Consider the following 21,890-nt stretch of genomic DNA (forward strand, 5'->3'; position numbering starts at 1 on the left):
ATGGCACATAAAAAAGCTGGTGGTAGTACACGAAACGGTCGCGATTCAAAACCCAAGTATCTTGGTGTTAAACGTTATGGCGGTCAATTTGTTAACGCGGGCGAGATTATTATTCGTCAACGGGGCACCCAATTCCATCCTGGGATGCACGTTGGTTTAGGTAGAGATTATACGTTATATGCTTTAAAACCTGGTCGAGTGGTATTTAGTCGCAAAGGTCCAAAGAATAGACGTTGTGTTAGTATTGAGCCTCTCGAAATTACTGAGGCTGCATAATCTCAAGTTTGTCCCTCATCTTTTCATGAGGCACATTGGTAAGCCCTGTCAGTACAGGGCTTTTCTAATGATGCACATGATTTTCTAAATTAATTTAAATCAAAAATCCCTTATGAAATTTGTTGATGAAGCCAAAATTTTTGTTGAAGCTGGTAAAGGTGGAGAAGGTGCCTCAAGTTTCTTACGGCTTAAATTTATGCCCTTTGGTGGTCCTGATGGAGGGAATGGCGGTGACGGAGGAAGTGTCTTTCTTCGTGCAGAGGAAGGGATCAATACTTTAATTGATTACCGTTATATTCATCGCTATAAAGCAAGAGACGGAGAAAGAGGCGCAGGCCGTAATTGTACGGGACGAAGCGGTGAAGATTTATACTTGCCAGTTCCTGTAGGTACGATGATTTATGATGAAGATACCAATGAGCTCATTGCAGATTTAGTCGATCCCCACCAAATTGCCTGTGTCGCAAAAGGCGGAAGACATGGTATCGGTAATTCGCGCTTTAAAAGTAGTGTCAATCGCTCCCCCCGGCAGACCATTCCTGCGGAACTTGGGGATAGTCGTAATCTCCGCTTAGAATTAAAAGTTTTAGCTGATGTGGGGTTGGTAGGGTTACCCAATGCAGGCAAATCCACCTTAATCAGTGCGATGTCTGCAGCTCGGCCTAAAATTGCTGATTATCCTTTTACCACCCTTCACCCCTATTTAGGTGTGGTTCGAGTCGGACAATTTCGTAGCTTTGTAATGGCTGATATTCCAGGCCTCATTGAAGGAGCTTCTGCTGGAGCCGGCTTAGGAATTCAATTTTTGAGGCATATCATGCGTACTCGGCTACTCTTTCATGTGCTAGATGTTGCGCCTAATGATGGAACGGATCCAGTTGAGCAAGTGCATGTTATTACCCAAGAATTAGCTAAGTTTAATGAAGCATTACTGCAGAAGGAGCGCTGGTTAGTTTTAAACAAAGTCGACTTGCTGCCTCCGGAAGATCAATTGGAAGTTTGTCAATCAATTATTAAACGACTCAATTGGCAGGGGAAAGTTTTTATTGTATCGGGGCTTGCCAAAACTGGGTTAACAGAATTAGCTCAAGAAGCCGCAAACCGCCTTGATCAAATGTCGAAAGATCCTGAAGAATTGTCAGAACCCCTATAAAAGAAAAACCCCACATTAAATCAACCAATGCGGGGCTTCTTAGTGAGTTTCTCTTAGAAAAATAAGTTAAGCTTTAGCGCCTACTTGCTCTTCCATTTTCTTAATGCTAGCGGTCAGCCTGCTTTTGTGCCGAGCAGCTTTATTTTTATGTATGATACCTTTGTTTGCCATTCTGTCGATGACAGGGGTTGCAGAGCGTAACGAAGCAATTGCATTAGTTTGATCACCAACAGCGATGGCAGCGGCGACTTTTTTAATGTACGTACGGAGCATGGAGCGCATGCTGGCGTTATGGCGTCGATGTTTTTCTGCTTGGCGGATGCGTTTTTTTGCCTGCTTTGTATTAGCCAAGGGGTTTCTCCACAAAATTTTTAAGTTACACGAAAAGAGAGCGTAATATGCCCGCTTTTTCCTATATTGTCAATTTGTTAGGGGTCGTTTTTGAGACATTAATTGTTAAATTGCGACAGGTTATGGTAAGATAATTGGCCTAATTTTAGCCAAATATATTTTTAATGAAAATAAAAACAACAATATGGGCGCTACTTATTGCCCTCATAGTCTGCCCCAATCTCTTATTTTCATCCTCGAGTACTCAGTTGCAAGTCGCTTTGCAAAGCTTAGCAAATGAATATGTATCTCAGCACGCTCCTGAAGAATATCTAACGGGTGTTGCTATAACTGTTCATACCCCAAGCCAACAAACTTCTGTATTTGCAGGACACCAAGCCAACGATCAAAAAGTCTTAGTCAATGACAAAACGTTATTTCAGATCGGCAGTATTACAAAATCTTTTATTGCCGCAATTTTACTTAAGCTTGAAAGTGATCCTCGTTATCATTTTTCTATTAATGATCCAGTCACCACTTATTTCCCTGAATACCCAGCATGGAAAGATATCACGATTTTGCAGTTATTAAATATGACAAGTGGTATCCCTGATTACCTTCAAAGACAAGTTTTTTTTACAGAATTGATTGCTGATCCGTATCGAAATCATTCGCTTCCCGCTTGGATCAGTCAAATGCATCGCATGGCTTTATTATTTCCTCCTGGTACGCAGTTTAACTATTCAAATACCAATTACTATATTCTAGGTTTACTGATTGAACGGTTAACGGGTAAAAGTGTTTCCAATGTAATGCAAGAGATGTTAATTCATCCTTTGTCTTTAAATTCCACCTACTATGTTCCGCACCTTATTCCACAAAATTTGCAAAAAAACCTCATCCAAGGGTATCAAGGTGAGCGCAGTTTTGCCCATTACTTACCAGTCGGTACTGTGGTAACCCAGTATAGTTTGTCTTACTTACAAGCAGCAGGGGGAATAATTGCAAGCAACCAAGATTTAGCCAAATGGGTTAAAGCATTATTTACTCCTGGGCAAGTTTTATCACGTGTGCAACTCAAAAAAATGCTATCGATGGTTTCTGAAAAAGATGGGAAACCTATTACCCAGCTTAATAGTCAAGATTTACAAGGTTATGGTTTAGGAACAAGTGCTCAATATGGTCCTTCTTTTAAGCAAGCTTTTTTTATTTATCAAGGTATGACTTTAGGTTATCGGGCAATTTATGTTTATGTGCCAACACGTAAGGTCCTGATTGTCATTACCGTGAACAGTAGTTTTGATGGTAAAGAAAATCATTTAGTTTCGTTGATCAATCACATTGCTTCGCTTATTCTCTAATGGCCATTAAGCTTCATTCAGATTAATTAAAGAGTGCATGATGCATGAGTAAAAACTTAGTTAAATCTACATCAGTTGTTGTTGGTATGACATCCATCTCACGTGTCTTTGGTTTCATTAGAGATATGGTGACCGCAGCCGCTTTTGGTGCAGGTGCATCTTTCGATGCTTTTTCCATTGCATTTAAAATTCCTAATTTTATGCGACGATTATTTGCTGAAGGATCGTTTTCACAAGCTTTCGTTCCCGTCCTTGCACAATATCAAAGAACTCAATCAAAAGATGAGGCGCAACGGTTTATTGATGCTATTGCCGGTACGCTCGGCATTGTGCTCCTGATTGTTACAGTGGCTGGTATGCTGTTTTCACCCATGATCATCCGTGTGTTTGCTCCAGGCTTTGCAATTGATGGGGATCGGTTTGATTTAGCGGTTACGATGTTGCGAATTACTTTCCCTTATCTTTTTTTTATTTCTCTAACAGCATTTTCTGGTGCGATCTTAAATACTTACAATCGTTTTTGGGTTGCAGCTTTTACGCCTGTATTTTTAAATCTTTGCATGATTAGTGCTGCTTTGTGGTTTGCACCTCATTTAAAGATTCCTATCACTGGTCTTGCTTGGGGGGTATTTCTTGCAGGGATAGTGCAATTTCTTTTTCAACTTCCATTTTTAAAAATCTTAAAATTACTACCACGTCCCTATATCAATTTTAAAGATCCGGGCGTTCGGCGTGTGTTGAAACTGATGTTACCTGCTTTATTCGGGGTATCAGTGGGTCAAATTAATTTACTTGTGGACAGTTTGTTTGCTTCATTATTAGCAGTCGGTAGCATATCTTGGCTTTATTATTCTGATCGTTTAATGGAGTTTCCTTTAGGCGTTTTTGGTGTTGCGATTTCAACGGTGATACTCCCTAATCTTTCACGTCATCAAGCAATGCAATCCGAAGAGTCTTATGCTCTAACGATCGATTGGGCTTTACGAGCTGTGTTACTCATTGGTATTCCTGCGACGATGGTGTTGTTTGTTGCGGGAGGGCCGATGCTTGCTACGCTTTTTCAGTATGGTAAATTTAGTCCGCATGATGTCTTGATGGCAAAACAAAGTTTAATGGCATTTGCCATTGGTATTACACCTTTCATGCTTGTGAAAATTTTAGCAGCAGGCTTTTACGCGAAACAAGATATGAAAACGCCGGTGCGAATTGGTGTCATTGCAATGGTTGCTAATATTGTTTTAAATCTTATCTTTATTATCCCTCTCGCACATGCTGGCATTGCCCTTGCAACATCATGTGCAGCAATTATCAATACGGGTTGTTTGCTTTATTTTTTATTCGTCAAAAATTATTATCGTGCGCGTTCGGGTTGGAGAGTTTTTGGTTTACGTTTACTTCTTGCTAATTTGGTTCTCGGTACCTGGCTTTTCTTTGGGGAGGGAGCGATGTCAGACTGGTTGAGTCAAACTGCAGCTTGGCGATTTACCCACTTAATTTACTTATTGGGATTTGCAGCTATTCTTTATCTCGCAACGTTATGGGTCGCAGGCTTACGTCCGCATCATTTGTTAATTCGCGAACAGCAATTGATATCTTCTTAATTACCTTGTCTTATCCCAGACAATTGTTGTAATTCTGCTGCAGTAACTTGTTTTGTTGAAATTAGAATATCAATCCTTCCTGCAACTTGATGTCGTAAAGTTTCAACAAGCGGCATTTGCGCATCTTCGTTACGAATAAGTTTGCTGACTTTATCTTCTAAAACCCGCAATGGATTATTAAGTTTATACAGTATTTTTTTAATTTCTTCTTCGGGGCGTCCGGCTAAAAGTGCAGTGCCTGCTTCATGAAAAATTTGATTTTTCTGGATAAAAAACTTATTTTTTTCTTCTTTTAAAATACTTCGTTCTTGCTCTAATTTTCTGACTTCTAAGGTAAGAGAAGTATACCGGTGTAAAAACCCTGAAGTAGTTTCATCACCGATAGAACTTAGTTTATCAATATTTATCTTGGCAGATTGCAATGCATCTTTCATTTCAGTGACAGGCGTTGCAACTTCAATTTTTTCATTAATAACCGCCGCTACTTTATCAGTCTTTACCATACGATCTAAATTAGTATCGATAAGCGAAGAAAAATCAGTCGATGCATTTTGCAAACCAAATGAGAGGCCTTGCTTTGCGATGAACTGCCTATAAATGAAATCGCGCATCATGAAAAGGGTGCTGCCGCCACCGATAGAGGGTTGAGCTGGACTGATGCTTGATCCACGTTTCAACATAAACACCCCTTGAACTGTTCATGCAAAAGAAGCTTAATTTTTATTATATCAGCAAATAATCCCGAGAATGATAAATTGGTCGTTTTGTTAAGTAAACCTTAAGCTGATTTTGTATTTAAATAAATGGGAGCGAAATCAGTTGCTTGCACAAATTCAATCAAACTTTGCTTAAGTAACTCGAGCATTGCCAAAAAAGTGACGACGATACCTAAGCGCCCTTCTTGGAGGTTAAATAATTGATCAAAGGGTAAATGATTTTGCTCCTGAAGCGAGGTTAAAATATGCGTCATTTTTTCACGAACTGAAATGGTTTCCATACTAATGTGATGATCCACCGAGAGCTTAGCGCGTTTTAGAACATCCATTAACGCATTGACTAAATCCGGGAGGGCAACATGGGGTTCAGGTTTAACAACCGTCAAGTGATCAGATGCAACCAAGATAGGAAAATGATCGCGCATCAGGCGTGGAAGTTTATCTAAATCTTCAGCAGCTTGTTTATAGCGCTCATACTCTTGAAGGCGTCTTACCAGTTCTGCGCGCGGGTCTTCCTCTGTACTTTCAATTTCCGGTCGTGGCAGTAGCATCCGTGATTTAATTTCAGTTAAAATAGCGGCCATCACGAGGTACTCCGCGGCGAGTTCCAAGGACAAATTCGTCATTAAGCCGATGTATTCCATGTATTGCCGAGTAACGGAAGCCACAGGAATATCAAGAATATCAATATTTTGTTTACGGATCAGATATAGCAAAAAATCGAGCGGCCCCTCAAATGCTTCGAGAAAAACTTTCATTGCATCGGGCGGAATATAAAGATCTTTAGGCAAATCGATAACGGCCTGTCCCTTGATCGTAGCGAAAGGGGAAAGGGCTATTAGTTCAGGCGTTTCATCTTCAAGCGCACGATTTGCTGCAAGTTCGCTCATGAGTGGGATTCATAATAAGAATAAAATGATATATTAACCAAATTGCTCAAAGTTGCACACTACAATGATATCTAAAACGACTTCCTCAATCCCCGATGCGGCCAATATCCTTGGAAAAGGGGGGCTTGTCGCCTTTCCAACAGAAACAGTTTACGGTTTAGGCGCGGATGCTCGTTGTGAGTCGGCCATTCAGCGCATATTTTTGGTTAAAGAAAGACCAATGCAGCACCCTTTGATTGTCCATATTGGCAGGAAAGAAGAAGTTGAGACCTGGGCTGAAGAAATTCCACCCGCTGCATGGCAGCTCATGGATCGCTTTTGGCCCGGTCCGCTCACAGTCTTACTTAAAAAAAAGGCTTCCGTCTCTGTTTTATTAACCGGCGGCCAACCCACCGTAGGTTTACGGATGCCAAATCATCCTATTGCCTTATCCTTACTTAAGTCATTTGGCAGAGGGGTGGCAGGACCTTCAGCTAATAAATTTACGAAGGTTAGTCCTACTACTTCAGCGGCAGTTTGGGATGAGTTGGGAAAAGATATCGATCTTATTTTAGAAGGCGATGCATGTCAGGTCGGCTTGGAATCTACCATAATAGACTTATCACAGTTCCCTTACAAAATCTTACGGCCTGGACATATTACCCCTTCTGATATTAAAGCCTGTTTAAATTGTGAAATTGATTATGGAACAAGCGGCAAAGTCTTGGTTCCCGGTATGCATAAAATTCATTATGCGCCCAATACACACACAACACTTATCGACCCTTCAGAAGTGAAAGTACTTGTTGATCGCGCCATACAGTCTCATTCCCCTGTGTGTTTTCTTTTGCTCGACCCTCTGGAATATAAGTCTAATGCCACGATCACTTGGCAATATATGCCGAGGCACCCAGAAAACTATGCTCGCGCTCTCTATCGAACATTACGACAACTCGATCAACAAGGTTACAGCCATATTTTTATTCAAACCCCCCCCCAGGGGGAAGTTTGGCAAGCCATCCATGACCGCTTAATTAAATCCTCTGCGCCACGCTAAATTTTTTATTCGTATTAAATATGTTTAAAGACTGCAATCTACAGATGACAGCCGCAGTCGGAATAGGTAGCTTATAAGATTCCGTTTTAGTTAAGAGATTAATTGAACCCATGATATCAACCAAGACAATCATTGATACGCCGCAAATGATTCACGGTCCTGCGGGCGAACTTGAGGTGGTGGTGTCAAAGACTCAAGAGGTTCCCAGGCAAGCCTGGGGCATTGTTTGTCATCCTCATCCGCTTCACGGCGGCACTCTGCAAAATAAAGTGGTGACAACACTTGCTAAAACGTTTCAACATTTAGGTGTCAATACGGTTCGATTTAACTTTCGGGGCGTTGGAAAAAGTACGGGAAGTTATGACCAAGGCAATGGAGAGCTTGATGATTTATTTGCAGTCATCGATTGGGTGTTGCATGAAAAGCCCAGCCATCGTATTTGGCTTGCCGGTTTTTCTTTTGGTGCCTACATTGCGATGAAAGCTGCTAGTCGAATTCCTGTTGAAAAACTTGTTGTAGTCGCACCGCCCGTTAATCATTTTTCTTTCAAAAGTATTCCACCCATAACCTATCCATGGATTGTAGTGCAAGGGATGAAAGATGAAGTGGTACCGCCTGAAAAAGTTTTGAAGTGGGCAAAAAAACGAAAACCGCCCCCTCTTATCCTCACTTTCCCAGAAGCCAGCCATTTTTTTCATGGCCAGCTTGTGGATTTGCGGACTGGGTTAGAAGAAGTATTGGGTGCGGGCTAATTAGGATTTTTTGAATTTGGTTAACCTTTTATCGTGTAAATGACTATCGTTCTCGTTTTCACTGTCAGACGGCAAATCTATCGTTTGCGTTTGCGGTGAGAAAGTAGAATGCCTATTTACAGTCCGGTGGACGGGGTTTGTTTCACGACTCTCCTCTGCCTCCCAGCGGTGAGAGGGAATCTTAATTGCATTACCTCTCAAGTCCTCTTTGGTAGTTTTTGTTTTAGCACGCATTTCCTCAAAAATTTTAGGTGACATGGCCAATCGTTCGGTATCTTTATTTGGGTAAATATCATTCAAATGTTTTTGTAATTTTCGGCGATGGTTGTTTTGATCTCTCTCAGAAGCGTAATGAGTTGTTGCGATATTTTCATATTGACGCGTACATGAAATATGATTAACCATATGCATAACAAAATCTTTGGGTAAATTTTTTCCTGAAATTTTGATAGGCTCTCCTGGGTCAGGCATCGCAGCGATGAAGTTTTCGGCTTCTTTGACGGCTAATATAAAACGTTGATCAGCACTTAGAGCCTGAATCTCTCCTGGGGTATAACGAAAGCGAGATACAAAAGAACCATTTTGAATACGTTGAACTGTTGCGAATTGTGCTGTTTGAGCAGGTATTTGACCCTTCGCAGGAATATCGGCGATAAAAATATTTACTCTAGCATTACGAATCCCATCAAATGAATCGGAAGTTTTAATCGATCCCTTGTGGACGGGAACATCCTGTCCAATCGAAGCTGAGAGACCATTTTCACTTAAATACTCGTTTTTAGCTTTCTCAACATTTTCTGCAAATGGAGTTGGTTGGTTATCTATATCTCCTCGAGGTTTATTAAAAAAGTCTTCAATGGATCGGTCTAGGTTGTTATTAGCGTTAATGATGACGCTATAAGTATAAGTAGCAATTTTACTATCATGGATGAAATTAAATCTTAGTCGTGCATTTTTCATTTCATCGTTTACTTCGTTTAATCTTTTTTGTGTGATGTCTTGATTAATATTTAGGTTTGGGTCATTTAGGGAATGTGTTAGCAAAGTTTGATAAGCATATAAGTTATTCATGATTTTAATGCATATATCTTTCGCTTCTTTCGTTTTTGCAACCATTGTATCCGTATCTCGGCTTGCCATTGTTTTGTATTTTTCAATGAAAACAAGCGCTGTTTTTAATACCTCAATATTTTGTTCATAACTTTTATTCAGGGGATGTTCGGGTAAACCTGGTTTTGATCTAAATACTTTCATCATTCTAGCAAAACGGCCTACTTTCGTCTGATTTAATAATTCATTTTCTTCGTTTAAAATTTCTTCTTGCTCAGATTTTTCTCTGTCAGACTCATAACCCCTTTGCCCATTTTCATTATTTCTATCAGATCCTCTGTTCTCTTCCGATTCAGCTTTTTGTTTAGAATAATTATTAATTTTCTTCCGTATAGTTTTCCCATCGTTGTGTGTCACAATTGTGTCAACCTTCGAGACGACACTCATAAAAGCCGTTCGTAAACGACTTGCTTCAGTAGATATGGTTTCAGGAGTTTTAATTCCATCAGCATTGATTTGGCTATTCAAATCCTCCATGTCCTTACGAATTAACTCAAGTTCCACTTTGTTCTTTTTTAATTCTTGTAAGTTACTTATGATATCTTTCATGAGGCTACTTGAGGGATCATTTAACATAGTATTTAATAAGGCTTCATCCCCTCTCGCATCTTTTGGATCCAGACTTAAACCTGCCCTCAACCTATCTATTTCTTCAGATATCTTAATGTTGGTTTCATCGATTTCCCCCATTGCTCGATTCAAATAATTGCCAACTTTCCCCAGAAACTCCGGTTTATCAAGGTTTATGGAAAAATCTACTTGGGGGAGATTTTCTGATTTTTTCTTATTTTTCTTATTAATGACTCTTTTTTTGGGTCTCGATCTTGCCATAAAGCTGCTCCTCATTATTTACTTCTTACTACTTTGTATACTTCAATTATGGGCTAGGTTCATTAAATTAAACTTAATTTTGACCACTTCTCATAGTATAGGCTTAAAATAACCTACCTATAAATGAGAATGATTCTCAATTGTATTGACTTCGTTTATCATAAGAGGAATACTAACCCGCTTTAAAACAAGGACCTAGCATGCAATTAAAACAACTTAAAGTGGGCAGTAAGGCAATCATCACCAGCCTCGCTAAGGGTTGCAGCTGTTATCGTAAGCGGCTGATTGCAATGGGTTTAATCCCTGGTACCGAAATCACTCTAACTCGTATTGCACCCTTAGGAGATCCTATTGAAGTCAAAGTCCGAGGTTTTATGCTGACCTTGCGGAAAGACGAGGCGGGAATTGTGAATATTGAGGCTTTGTAGCGGAATGGGTTTAAATCGCTTGGAAAAGCAGCTGCTGGTGCCGGCTCCCATTCGAGTTGCCTTGGTAGGTAACCCCAATTGTGGAAAGACCACGTTATTTAATGCCTTAACCGGTGCTAAACAAAAAGTTGGGAATTGGCCGGGGGTGACGGTTGAGCGCAAAAGTGGTTCCTTTCTTCATCAAGAGAAAACCATTGAAGTAATAGATCTGCCTGGTATTTATGCCCTCAATTTATGCGCCCAAGATAATGCCATTGATGAAAGTATCGCTTGCCAATTTATCTTACAAATGGAATTTGATTTAATTATCAATATTGTTGATGCCGCCAATTTAGAACGTCATCTTTATCTCACGACTCAGTTATTAGAAATGGGTGCGCCGGTTATCGTTGCGGTCAATATGATTGATGTTGCCAAGGCAAATGGTATTGAAGTTGATGCGCAAAAGTTGGGAACCCAACTAAAATGTCCCGTCATTGCATTACAAGCTAATAAACAAACAGGGATCCATGCCCTTAAACAAATCCTTACCGCTGACCATCTTGTTCCTCAGAATTTAACGCTTTCTTATCCAACACGTTTACAAAATGCTATCACCACCCTGACTGATCAATTAAATCAAACTTCTGTAGCCGCGCTTAATCCACACATTCGTAACGAATGGCTTGCGCTATGTTTATTAGAAGATAATGGTTTTGCCAAACGTAGTGTGGATGCCCACGTTTTAACGAATGTTGCGGTGCTATCGACGCAAATTCAGGAAGCATTACAAGAAGACATTGATATCCTTTGCGCTGAGACACGTTACCAATTTATTCAAACTACATTAACGCACTGTGTTGTTGAGCATAGAACCAAAGGGGATAAGTGGACGGCATGGATTGATAACATTGTTTTAAATCGTTTTTTGGGCTTACCCATTTTTTTATTAATGATGTACGCTTTATTTTTTTTCTCGATTAACATTGGCGGCGCGTTTCAAGATTTTTTTGACATTAGTAGTCAAACACTATTTGTGGATGGTTTTGCTTATTACCTCAATCAAATTAATACCCCGACTTGGCTCACCGTCCTTTTAGCCAATGGTGTCGGCAAAGGCATTAATACAACCATTACATTCATTCCAGTCATTGGTGCTTTGTTTTTATTTCTCGCCTTTTTGGAAGACTCAGGCTACATGGCGCGCGCAGCGTTTGTTGTCGATCGATTCATGCGAGCACTCGGCTTACCGGGTAAAGCATTCGTTCCAATGATTGTAGGTTTTGGTTGTAATGTTCCAGGTGTCATGGCTGCACGCTCGCTAGAAAATAAACGTGATCGTATTTTAACGATTATGATGAGTCCGTTTATGTCTTGCGGTGCAAGGCTTGCTATCTTTGCCGTATTCACTGCCGCCTTTTTTCCACGCGGTGGACACAATATTGTTTTCGCGCTTTATCTCATCGGCATTGCAATGGCGGTTTTTACTGGGTTTTTATTACGTCAAACATTTTTGAAAGGTGATCCTGCGCCTTTGATTATGGAATTACCGCTTTATCACCGTCCTCAATTCAAAACATTATTACTCCATACCTGGCAACGTTTAAAAGGCTTCGTGGTGCGAGCGGGCAAACTTATTGTTCCTATTTGCATTGTTATCGGTGTTCTCAATTCCATCACATTGGAAGGCATCATTGTTTCAGCAGAGGGTGATACCCATTCAATCCTTTCTTTCTTCGGTAAAATATTGACGCCACTTTTCATGCCCATGGGAATTCGTATGGATAATTGGCCGGCCACGGTTGGTCTACTCACTGGTATTTTGGCGAAAGAAGTTGTGGTCGGTACGCTCAATACGCTTTATACGCAGATGGGCCAATTGAGCACAATACAATCCGCAGAAAGTTTTAGCCTAGTGGGAGGTTTGCAAGATGCCTGGCATTCTATCTTCACTAATTTTGCTGCATTAAAAGATGCATGGCAAAACCCTGTATTAGCTAAAGCGCCTATCGATGAAGTCAGCCAAGGTGTTTATGGCTTGATGTATCAAAAATTTGATGGAAAAGTTGGTGCATTTTCTTATTTATTATTTGTATTGTTATATTTCCCTTGCGTCTCTACAACCGCAGCAATGTTAAGAGAATTAAATCGGGGTTGGGCTATCTTTTCAGTACTCTGGATGAGCGGTGTGGCTTATGGTGCTGCTGTCCTTTTTTATCAAGCAGCGACAATTTTGCAACATCCCCTTTCATCTTCCCTTTGGATCCTCGGTATCAGTGCGGTTTTACTGACGACCATGATTTCTATTCGCTCAATCGCTTATTACACGGACCAACAAAAGCCTACGCATGCCTTACGGATAGGAGAGTCAGCATGAGTTTACTTGCTATTAAAAATCATATGTTGCACGTACGTATTGCAACCCTTGCAAGCTTGTGTACCCTTTTTAATGCAAAACCTGAAACCATACGGTGTTTACTGCGGCATTTTATTGCGAAAGGAAAGATTCGCGTGTGCCAAAAAACGCCCGCTTGTGGTAGTAAGTGTTCGAAGTGCCCCGTTGCCGACACTGAAATGTATGAGTGGGTGGAACCCAGTATGCCTTCTTTTAGCTAAATCCCTTGAAGCAATACGCGCCGTTAGAAATAATTGCTATAATCACGTTTATAATTAAGCAAAGGGATTATTCATGTCGGCCCCAGTTGTGATTCAAGCTATTCCTCCGCAACTCGTCAATGAATTGGCGGCCTACGGTCCGTTTGATTTAAAAAATTATATTCAAGCTGAAAATTCACGGTGTCGATTTAGTGCAGAATTAAAAAATGGTCAACCTTTGCCAAGAGGCATGATTTGTACTGAAGATGGCATTCTCACCGGTATTCCTGCTAAAGGAACGGAGGGTAGACATGAAGTTATCCTCACCATAGAAAATGAAGCGGGGCACATTCAAACCGCATTAATTTTGACGATCAAATCAGCCCCTTCTACCGATGAAAAATATTTTGATGATTTAAAGTCACAAGTGTGGGAAGCGCTAGACCAAAATTTACCGATTCCAGATTTAGGCGGATTAATTGAACGTGCTATCACACCGCAAGAAATTTATTATTTACTTGAGCGTTTCGGTTTAATTATGATTTGGGATGCCTTTAATCTGGAAAGTCCAGGCGATAAACATCCCCTAATGCTAAAAGACGCAAGTCCCCATTATGATGTATATGACCGTGGTAGTTGTCTTGTGGCAACACCCAAAGATTTATATTCCCATGAGCGAACGTCACTCGATGGTATGCTAACGGCGCGAGCCATGGCACGTGAAGTTTACAAGCGAGGCTGGGCGATTGAGATGGCAGGCGTTGACCGGTTCACCAAGGCGATTTGGGTTGAGCTCCAGCATTTATCAGATCAATATGGCCGCAAAGCTGAAATAGTTAATTACAAGCCCACCCCGTTATTAGTCGGATTATACACTGAGCAAGCGATTAACTTAGGGCCAAGAAAAGAAATGGAGTAAGTTGATTTCATTGAGTTTATGAAACCTTAAGGTGGGCTCGCTTATAATTAGAAAATACCTTTAGAGAATAAGAGAAAACTATGCTTCCCAAAAATCCAGGTTCAGATGATAAACAATCAAATGAGCAATTAAACCGAGAGGATCAGTATGACACTGATACCGATGATGAAAGCTCGGAAAGTAGTGATGAGTTGGGCTCAGAAAGTGAAGTAGAGGCAGCGAATGAGCAATTAAACCGAGAGGATCAGTATGACACTGATACCGATGATGAAAGCTCGGAAAGTAGTGATGAGTTGGGCTCAGAAAGTGAAGTAGAGGCAGCGAATAAGCAAAACACGCTTCAAATTCCACAAAAACCTATCAAAGAGAAGGCAGATGCCGAAGTCGCTGAAAATAAAGAAGCCCCCGAAAAAAAACAATCGGTAGATGATTTAGCAAAAGAAAAAAAAGCACAAGAACAAGTAGCGGCTGAAAAAAAATTAGCAGAAGAAAAAGAAGCCACTGTACGATTACAAACGCAAGAAAGATTAGCCAACGCTAATGCTTATCGATATCACTTTGGCATTCCAACGTGGTATCCAACCAATGAAGAAGGTAAGCAAGATGAAAAACCGGCTGGGCTTGAAACAAGATCGTTATTAACAGAAATTTTAGCTGATGGATTATATCGATGTGATAAATTTCCAAAGTTTGCCATTGAATTAAAACAAGGCATGGCAAGACCCGTTCCTCCGCCCAGTAAAGGTGATTTCGAGGAATGTTATAGAGCCGTGATTGACTTCTTAGCAGTCTCAAAAGGTGTTCGCACGATTGAAATCGATTGGAAAAAATCAAATCAATTTAGTGAAGAACGTTTAGCAATTATTTTAAAGCTTGCTGAAGAACGGGGTCTTGCTGTTCGCTTTGGTAGTAATATTAATAGTTTTCTTCAAACGCAGGATAAAGAAAGAAGTTTTATTTTCAATAAAGATTTAAAGGGAGAAGAAAAAAAACTTTCTCCGGAAGATGCTAAAGCACGCCGTATGAAATACGCGCAAATTTTAGGTGACTTGCAAAATAAGGCTAATGCGCGATTAAATCGTAATGATGTGAAAGCTAAACAAGGAGACTTCGCTCGACGATTACAGGAACATCCTTTCCAAGCAGAACGATTTGAATTGAATCGTAAAGTCTCAGCCATGAAATCAGCAAAAAAAGAATTGGATAGTCTCCTTAAAATTGATAGAGAAGAGCAAACCAAGCAGTATCTTGCGCGAGTTTATAAAGACACAGAAACGATTGAGGATAAGGTTAAAGTTGCAAAGACTGAGATCGATTCATTAATAGAGCGCAGTAAGGAAATTAATAGAACGAAAGGTATTTTGGAGAGTCGTTTAAAAAATCCTAAACAGCTGTTGTCTGACCCAACTTTTGAACAAACCCAAGAAAATCGTAAGGCTTTATTAAAGCAATTAAAAGTAGAAGGAAGGGAAGTACTTATATTAAGTAAAGTTTGGCAGGCAGAAAGAAAGGCATTCGAGAAAGAAGGTCATTTCGTAGAATCTCCTAATAATGGAATGCTGAAATCCTTATTGAAAGAAAACCACCATGAAATGAAACAATGGCAAGACCACAAAGAGGAAGGAGAGGATAAATCAGATTCTACTAATCTGACCCTAACCCAAATTGGAGAGAAACTCGAGAAGCTTGATAAGCTTAAACCTGAGCCCGAACTTGCTCAAGAAGAAAAACCAAGCCATCGACCATCTTGATACGCGTTTTAGAATGATTCAAATTATCGTTAGGCTTTCAAGTTCGCAAATTATTATTAGCTAATAAGTAATGAAATTGCTTCTTCTAATAAAAACCAATCATTTACCTTGCGCCGCATGTTTTGATTCATATAAAATCACTGCCCTATTCATTTATTGAATCAACAGAGGCTGATGTGCGCAAACCCTTAATTGCTGGTAATTGGAAAATGCATGGCACAAAGCAACAGGCCAGTGCTTTGATTCAAGCCATTCTGAAGGGGTATCACCATCATTCAATTGATGTTGTCGTTTGTCCAGCCTTCGTTCACCTTGATCTTGTTCAGCAGGCATGTACCGCCAGTGACATCCATCTAGGTGCGCAAAATCTTTATATTAATCCGCAAGGCGCATTTACGGGTGAAGTTGCAGGTCCCATGCTTTCCGATTTAGGTTGTCGCTATGTTTTAGTGGGCCATTCCGAACGACGCACGATTTTCCAGGAAGATTTGGATTTAATTGCAGCAAAATTTAATGCTGCATTAACTGCTAACTTGACTCCTATACTTTGTGTCGGAGAAACGCAGGAAGAGCGTGAAAAGAATCAAACAGAAAGTATCATTACGAATCAAATCCAATCGGTTATTGATCTCGTAGGCATTGCAGGTTTTAAAAATGCAGTGATTGCCTATGAACCTGTTTGGGCGATTGGCACAGGTTTAACTGCGACCCCGACCGAGGCCGATGCAGTGCATCACTTTATACGACAGTTAATTGCGCAAAATAATGTTGCTATGGCGGAAACAATTCGTATACTGTACGGCGGCAGTATGAAGCCGGAGAATGCCCATGCTTTACTCAGCATGCCTAATATTGATGGTGGATTAATAGGTGGCGCTTCTCTGAATGCAGAGCAATTTTTAGCCATATGCCAAGCCGCAATTGAAAGCGGATTTGAAAATAAGCGCAGTGCTTAACGTTTTTTTACTGAAATAAAGGTCTTAGGGTACTAATGTATCAATTGATTTTACTGGTTCATGTGTTCGCAGCTGTTTGTTTGATTGCACTCGTCCTTGTGCAACAAGGCAAAGGTGCCACACTGGGAGCTGCTTTTGGAAGTGGTGCCTCGCAAACTGTTTTTGGTAGCCGTGGTTCTGGCTCTTTTTTATTTAAAATTACCGGCGGTTTTTTGATTATTTTTTTTGCAACAAGCCTTGTTTTAAATAACATGGCAGTACGGGCTTATAAACAAGAAAAAGTGATGACGCTTCCCTTCGGTGGTAAGTCAGTACCAAGCACTGAAGTACCTGCAAAGCGCACACCAGAAGTACCAACAAGAAAATAAAAAAGCCGATGTGGTGGAATTGGTAGACACGCTACCTTGAGGTGGTAGTGGCGAAAGCTGTGCCGGTTCGAGTCCGGCCCTCGGCAATAGTTACATTATAATTAAACGTCAATGAAAAGGTTGTGGTATATCTTGGCAACCCGCGTAAAATGATGACGTGTAGAAAAGGGGCGAGGCGGTGCTGCAAAATTATTTACCAGTATTGCTCTTTATGGTGGTCGGCGTAGCGGTTGGGCTGATTGCACCATTGCTTGGCTATTTATTGGGACCTAAACGTCCTAATCCTCAAAAGCTTTCTGCTTATGAATGCGGTTTTGAACCTTTTAACGATGCTCGTGCACCCTTTGATGTTCGCTATTACTTAGTCGCTATTTTATTTATCATTTTTGATTTAGAAACGGCCTTTCTCGTTCCTTGGGCAGTCGTTTTTCGCGAATTAGGATGGTTTGGTATGGCCGTGATGGGTATTTTTTTAGGGCTGTTAACCATCGGTTTTATTTATGAATGGCGTAAAGGAGCCTTGGAATGGGAATAAGCGATATTATTAAACCGGGGTTTTATGTCACGACCATTGAAAGTGTTCTTGACTGGGCGCGTGCAGGATCGCTTTGGCCCATGTCATTCGGGCTTGCGTGTTGTGCAGTGGAAATGATGCATGCTGCAGCCTCACGTTACGATATGGATCGCTTCGGTATTATTTTTCGACCAAGCCCGCGTCAATCTGACGTCATTATCGTTGCGGGAACGCTCTGTAATAAAATGGCGCCTGCTTTTCGTAAAGTTTATGAACAAATGGCTGAACCGCGTTATGTTGTCTCCATGGGTTCTTGTGCGAATGGTGGTGGGTATTACCACTATTCTTATTCTGTCGTCCGCGGTTGTGATCGAATTGTTCCCGTAGATATTTATGTTCCGGGCTGCCCTCCAACAGCGGAAGCACTCGTTTACGGGATGATTCAGTTGCAAAATAAAATTCGCCGTAAACGAATCGAACGGTAGGTTTTGCCATGGCGTCTGTCACGGATTTAGCAACTCTCATCAATGCGCAATTTTCGCATTGGATTGAGGGAAGTAAAATTGAATTTGAAGAATTAACTATCGATGTTTTCCCATCTCATCTGATTGATCTTTGCTTAATATTACGGGATCAAGCTGAATTTGATTTTAAAATGTTAGTGGATGTTTGTGGCATTGATTATTTAGAATATGGTTTAGATGATTGGCAAACGAAGTCAACAACCTTAACTGGATTTTCCCGCGGTGTAACCGAAAAGTGGTTGCGTGTGGAGCCCGCAAAGCCTACACGTTTTGCTTCAATTTACCACTTATTATCTTTAACTCATAATCACCGCATTCGTTTACGCGTCAATATTCCTGATGATGCTGATCTGATGGTTGATTCAGTTGTTGATATTTGGCCTTCTGCAAATTGGTTTGAAAGAGAATCATTTGATTTATTTGGCATTGCTTACAAAGGTCATCCGGATTTACGACGAATTTTAACTGATTACGGTTTTGTGGGTCATCCTTTCCGAAAAGATTTTCCGCTCATTGGTAAAGTCGAAGCGCGTTTTGATGCAGCGCTTAATCGCGTTGTTTACGAACCCGTTAGCATCGAGCCCCGAATACTTGAGCCCAAAGTCATTCGTCATGATCATCGCTACATTGTAGGCGAGGAAGGTATCCATGATGAAAGAAAATAATGCGCCAGAAATTAAAAATTACGTCTTTAATTTTGGCCCTCAACATCCTGCTGCGCATGGTGTGTTGCGACTTATTTTAGAAGTAGATGGTGAAACAATCGTTCGAGTTGATCCTCATGTAGGTTTGTTGCATCGTGCTACTGAAAAGTTGGCAGAAAGCAAACCTTTCAATCACACCATTGGTTATATGGATCGATTAGATTACGTCTCGATGATGTGTAATGAGCATGGTTATGTTCTTGCTATTGAAAAGTTGTTAGGTATTACGCCACCTATTCGTGCTCAATATATCCGGGTGATGTTTGATGAAATAACCCGAATTCTGAATCATTTATTGTGGTTAGCAGGACATGGGATTGATAACGGCGCTATGGCAGTTTTCTTGTATTGTTTTCGCGAGCGTGAAGATTTACTGGATTGCTACGAAGCAGCATCTGGGGCGCGTATGCACGCAACCTACTACCGACCAGGTGGCGTTTACCGCGATTTACCAGACAAAATGCCACAATATCGTCCTTCAAAATGGCAAAGCAAAAAAGAAGTCGCTGAACTCAATAAAAATCGTCAAGGGACGCTGCTCGATTTTATCAATGACTTTACGCAACGATTTCCAAAGTGCGTGGATGAATATGAGGAATTACTTACTAATAATCGTATTTGGAAACAACGGACCGTCAATATCGGTATTATTCCAGCCGATCGTGCAATTGCTTTGGGTTTTACTGGACCGATGTTACGAGGTTCTGGGGTTGCTTGGGATTTGCGAAAAAAACAACCTTATGAAGTATACGATCGGCTAGATTTTGATATTCCCATTGGCACAGTCGGTGATTGTTATGATCGTTACCTAGTGCGCATCAACGAAATGCGGCAATCTAATCGAATTATCCAACAGTGTGTTGCTTGGCTGAACGCTAATCCCGGTCCCGTTATGATTGATGACTATAAAGTTGCAATTCCGCCTCGCAGCGAAATGAAAATTAGTATGGAAGCGATGATTCATCATTTTAAAAATATGACAGAAGGTTATAGCGTTCCTGAGGGTGAAGTCTACACTGCAATTGAACATCCTAAAGGTGAATTTGGTATTTATATCGCTTCTGATGGTGCAAATAAACCTTATCGTTTAAAAGTTCGACCTGCTGGTTTTCCTCACTTAGCAGGATTAAATGAGTTGATACAGGGTCACATGATTTCAGATGTGGTTTCGGTCTTGTCTAGTTTAGATATTGTTTTTGGTGAGATAGATCGATAATGAACGATGAAAATAAACCAATAGCATTCGAGCGATTAGATCATGAGCGTATTCCAATGAATATGCCTGATGCAGCACAACCTATCGAGCTTTCAGAAAATATACGTCATCGCCTCGATCAATGGCTCAAACGCTACCCCGCTGATAAACGACAGTCTGGGGTGTTTGAAGCTTTGCGATTAGTTCAAGAAGAAAATAATGGGTCACTCAATGTTGCCTTGATGGATGCAGTTGCTGCTTATTTAGGGATTACTAAAATTTCTGTTTATGAAGTTGCAGCGTTTTACACAATGTACGAATTAAATCCTGTCGGTCGACATGTCATTCACGTTTGCACCAATATTTCTTGCACCTTAAATGGCGCAGAAAAAGTTTTAGAACGTTTAAAAGAAACTTTACATATTAATCTCAATGAAACAACGGGAGACCGTCGTTTTACATTAAAAGAAGTTGAATGTTTGGGTGCCTGTATTGCGCCTCCTGTTTGTATGATTGATAAAAAATATTATGAAAATGTCACGCCTGAAAAAATTGATCGTATTGTGGCTGATTTAAGCACGGAACCACATCATGAATGAAGTTTGTTTCCGCACCCTAAAGCTTGATAAACCTTGGACGCTCGCAACTTATCTTTCTGCAGGCGGATATGAGCAATGGAAAAAAGTGCTTCGCGAACAAACGCCACCCGAAAAAATTATTGAAGCGATCAAAGCTTCAGCATTACGCGGTCGGGGCGGAGCGGGATTCTCTACCGGATTAAAGTGGAGTTTCATTAAACGGGATATGCCAGGTCAAAAATACTTATTATGCAACTCTGATGAAGGTGAGCCCGGCACTTGCAAAGATCGAGATATCTTACGGTTTAATCCTCACCAACTCATCGAAGGTATGGCTATTGCAGCGTATGCCATGGGCGTCAGCGTTGCTTACAATTATATTCGGGGTGAATATTACGAGCCCTACGAACGTTTTGAAGAAGCGCTTCGTGAAGCAAAAGAAGCCGGTTTTTTAGGTGAAAACATTTTATCTTCCGGATTTAATTTTGAATTGTATTCGCATTTAGGTGCCGGTGCTTATATATGCGGTGAAGAAACCGCATTGATGGAATCACTCGAAGGTAAGCGCGGATTACCCCGTAATAAACCGCCTTTTCCTGCCATGCGCGGTTTATATGGCAAACCGACAACCATCAACAACACTGAAACTTTTACTTCGATCCCCGTCATTATGGAAAAAGGGGCTGAATGGTTTCTCAACTTGGGCAAGCCTAATAACGGCGGCGTTAAAATATTTTCCGTCACGGGTAATGTTAATAATCCAGGCAACTTTGAAATTCCATTAGGAACACCTTTCCGCGATTTATTGGCTTTAGCAGGTGGGGTGACGAATGATCACAAACTTAAAGCGGTCATTCCAGGTGGCTCATCGATGCCGATTTTACCTGCAGATGTCATGATGGATTTAACGATGGATTTTGATTCAATACAAAAAGCAGGATCGGGGTTAGGATCGGGTGCAGTCATTGTCTTGGATGAAACAGTTTGTATCGTCAAACTACTTGAACGTATTTCAAGATTTTACATGGATGAATCATGTGGACAATGTACACCCTGTCGTGAAGGCACAGGGTGGTTATATAGACTTACGCGCGACATCGAGAACGGACGCGGTACAAAAGAAGATATCGAAACCCTACGTCGCTCAGCTAAAAATATTGAAGGTCGAACAATTTGTGCTTTTGGTGAAGCAGCAGCCTGGCCTGTGGGGGGCTGCTTGAAGCATTTTTATGATGAATTCTTATACCATGTTGAACATAAAAAGTGTTTGCCGGGAACGTGCTGAGTGTTTGCTGCTAAGCACGAAGCCTATAAACAAACAAT

23 protein-coding genes and 1 tRNA gene are annotated in these 21,890 nt (G+C 40.8%); 20 read left to right on the forward strand and 4 right to left on the reverse strand.

Annotated features, from left to right (window positions below; translation table 11 throughout):
* Positions 1-276, forward strand: a complete 276-nt coding sequence (gene rpmA / locus H0W64_03595) for a 50S ribosomal protein L27 (protein MBA3660787.1) — start codon at positions 1-3, stop codon at positions 274-276.
* Between the two features lie 112 nt (positions 277-388).
* On the forward strand, positions 389-1,429 hold the full coding sequence (gene cgtA, locus H0W64_03600) for an Obg family GTPase CgtA (GenBank protein ID MBA3660788.1): 1,041 nt from the start codon (positions 389-391) through the stop codon (positions 1,427-1,429).
* Between the two features lie 66 nt (positions 1,430-1,495).
* Here the strand turns inward: cgtA and rpsT are convergent, their stop codons facing one another.
* Complete coding sequence (gene rpsT, locus H0W64_03605) at positions 1,496-1,780, reverse strand: 30S ribosomal protein S20 (protein ID MBA3660789.1); 285 nt, start codon at positions 1,778-1,780, stop codon at positions 1,496-1,498.
* 164 nt (positions 1,781-1,944) lie between these two features.
* On the opposite strand from rpsT, the gene H0W64_03610 reads away from it, so the two are divergent.
* Together H0W64_03610 and murJ are read left to right on the forward strand one after the other, a co-directional pair.
* Positions 1,945-3,120, forward strand: a complete 1,176-nt coding sequence (locus tag H0W64_03610) for a beta-lactamase family protein (protein ID MBA3660790.1) — start codon at positions 1,945-1,947, stop codon at positions 3,118-3,120.
* 44 nt (positions 3,121-3,164) lie between these two features.
* Entirely contained in the window at positions 3,165-4,721 is a 1,557-nt protein-coding gene (murJ, locus tag H0W64_03615) for a murein biosynthesis integral membrane protein MurJ (protein ID MBA3660791.1), read from the forward strand.
* On the opposite strand, the gene H0W64_03620 is transcribed toward murJ, so the two are convergent.
* The gene (locus H0W64_03620; GenBank protein MBA3660792.1) at positions 4,718-5,401 is read right to left on the reverse strand and encodes a hypothetical protein; all 684 of its coding nucleotides are present in this window, start codon (positions 5,399-5,401) and stop codon (positions 4,718-4,720) included. The two genes, murJ and H0W64_03620, sit on opposite strands and share 4 nt — an antisense overlap.
* Before the next feature lie 98 nt (positions 5,402-5,499).
* Entirely contained in the window at positions 5,500-6,327 is an 828-nt protein-coding gene (locus H0W64_03625) for a segregation/condensation protein A (protein ID MBA3660793.1), read from the reverse strand.
* A gap of 64 nt (positions 6,328-6,391) precedes the next feature.
* On the opposite strand from H0W64_03625, the gene H0W64_03630 reads away from it, so the two are divergent.
* Both H0W64_03630 and H0W64_03635 read left to right on the forward strand, forming a co-directional pair.
* Positions 6,392-7,363 (forward strand): threonylcarbamoyl-AMP synthase, encoded by a 972-nt coding sequence (locus tag H0W64_03630; GenBank protein ID MBA3660794.1) that lies wholly within the window; start codon positions 6,392-6,394, stop codon positions 7,361-7,363.
* 146 nt (positions 7,364-7,509) lie between these two features.
* Positions 7,510-8,115 carry an alpha/beta fold hydrolase gene (locus tag H0W64_03635; GenBank protein ID MBA3660795.1) on the forward strand — a complete coding sequence of 202 codons (606 nt, stop codon included), beginning with the start codon at positions 7,510-7,512 and terminating at the stop codon, positions 8,113-8,115.
* Here H0W64_03635 and H0W64_03640 read toward each other — a convergent pair whose 3' ends face one another.
* Positions 8,116-10,056: a hypothetical protein gene (locus H0W64_03640; GenBank protein ID MBA3660796.1), complete on the reverse strand. Its 1,941-nt coding sequence runs from the start codon at positions 10,054-10,056 to the stop codon at positions 8,116-8,118.
* Between the two features lie 200 nt (positions 10,057-10,256).
* Between H0W64_03640 and H0W64_03645 the strand changes: the two genes are divergently transcribed.
* The 14 genes from H0W64_03645 (at position 10,257) to nuoF (ending at position 21,852) form a co-directional block, all read left to right on the forward strand.
* On the forward strand, positions 10,257-10,484 hold the full coding sequence (locus H0W64_03645) for a ferrous iron transport protein A (protein MBA3660797.1): 228 nt from the start codon (positions 10,257-10,259) through the stop codon (positions 10,482-10,484).
* Positions 10,485-10,488: 4 nt separating this feature from the next.
* Complete coding sequence (gene feoB / locus H0W64_03650) at positions 10,489-12,840, forward strand: Fe(2+) transporter permease subunit FeoB (GenBank protein MBA3660798.1); 2,352 nt, start codon at positions 10,489-10,491, stop codon at positions 12,838-12,840.
* Complete coding sequence (locus H0W64_03655) at positions 12,837-13,079, forward strand: hypothetical protein (protein MBA3660799.1); 243 nt, start codon at positions 12,837-12,839, stop codon at positions 13,077-13,079. The genes feoB and H0W64_03655 overlap by 4 nt, the downstream gene beginning before the upstream one ends.
* A gap of 73 nt (positions 13,080-13,152) precedes the next feature.
* Positions 13,153-13,977 (forward strand): hypothetical protein, encoded by an 825-nt coding sequence (locus tag H0W64_03660; GenBank protein MBA3660800.1) that lies wholly within the window; start codon positions 13,153-13,155, stop codon positions 13,975-13,977.
* 80 nt (positions 13,978-14,057) lie between these two features.
* Positions 14,058-15,728 carry a hypothetical protein gene (locus H0W64_03665; protein ID MBA3660801.1) on the forward strand — a complete coding sequence of 557 codons (1,671 nt, stop codon included), beginning with the start codon at positions 14,058-14,060 and terminating at the stop codon, positions 15,726-15,728.
* A gap of 176 nt (positions 15,729-15,904) precedes the next feature.
* Positions 15,905-16,684 carry a triose-phosphate isomerase gene (locus H0W64_03670; protein MBA3660802.1) on the forward strand — a complete coding sequence of 260 codons (780 nt, stop codon included), beginning with the start codon at positions 15,905-15,907 and terminating at the stop codon, positions 16,682-16,684.
* 35 nt (positions 16,685-16,719) lie between these two features.
* Positions 16,720-17,052 carry a preprotein translocase subunit SecG gene (gene secG / locus H0W64_03675; protein MBA3660803.1) on the forward strand — a complete coding sequence of 111 codons (333 nt, stop codon included), beginning with the start codon at positions 16,720-16,722 and terminating at the stop codon, positions 17,050-17,052.
* Between the two features lie 4 nt (positions 17,053-17,056).
* Positions 17,057-17,138, forward strand: a tRNA-Leu gene (locus tag H0W64_03680).
* 92 nt (positions 17,139-17,230) lie between these two features.
* The gene (locus H0W64_03685; GenBank protein MBA3660804.1) at positions 17,231-17,587 is read left to right on the forward strand and encodes an NADH-quinone oxidoreductase subunit A; all 357 of its coding nucleotides are present in this window, start codon (positions 17,231-17,233) and stop codon (positions 17,585-17,587) included.
* Positions 17,578-18,051 carry an NADH-quinone oxidoreductase subunit B gene (locus tag H0W64_03690; protein ID MBA3660805.1) on the forward strand — a complete coding sequence of 158 codons (474 nt, stop codon included), beginning with the start codon at positions 17,578-17,580 and terminating at the stop codon, positions 18,049-18,051. Before H0W64_03685 ends, H0W64_03690 begins: the two co-directional genes overlap by 10 nt.
* Before the next feature lie 8 nt (positions 18,052-18,059).
* Positions 18,060-18,755: an NADH-quinone oxidoreductase subunit C gene (locus tag H0W64_03695; GenBank protein ID MBA3660806.1), complete on the forward strand. Its 696-nt coding sequence runs from the start codon at positions 18,060-18,062 to the stop codon at positions 18,753-18,755.
* Positions 18,739-20,010, forward strand: coding sequence for an NADH-quinone oxidoreductase subunit D (locus tag H0W64_03700; GenBank protein ID MBA3660807.1), 1,272 nt, complete (start codon positions 18,739-18,741; stop codon positions 20,008-20,010). Before H0W64_03695 ends, H0W64_03700 begins: the two co-directional genes overlap by 17 nt.
* Positions 20,010-20,588 carry an NAD(P)H-dependent oxidoreductase subunit E gene (locus H0W64_03705; GenBank protein MBA3660808.1) on the forward strand — a complete coding sequence of 193 codons (579 nt, stop codon included), beginning with the start codon at positions 20,010-20,012 and terminating at the stop codon, positions 20,586-20,588. The genes H0W64_03700 and H0W64_03705 overlap by 1 nt, the downstream gene beginning before the upstream one ends.
* Positions 20,581-21,852: an NADH-quinone oxidoreductase subunit NuoF gene (gene nuoF, locus H0W64_03710; protein ID MBA3660809.1), complete on the forward strand. Its 1,272-nt coding sequence runs from the start codon at positions 20,581-20,583 to the stop codon at positions 21,850-21,852. Before H0W64_03705 ends, nuoF begins: the two co-directional genes overlap by 8 nt.
* Positions 21,853-21,890: the final 38 nt, after the last annotated feature.

Source organism: Gammaproteobacteria bacterium (assembly GCA_013816845.1).
GTDB lineage: Bacteria > Pseudomonadota > Gammaproteobacteria > DSM-16500 > DSM-16500 > Aquicella.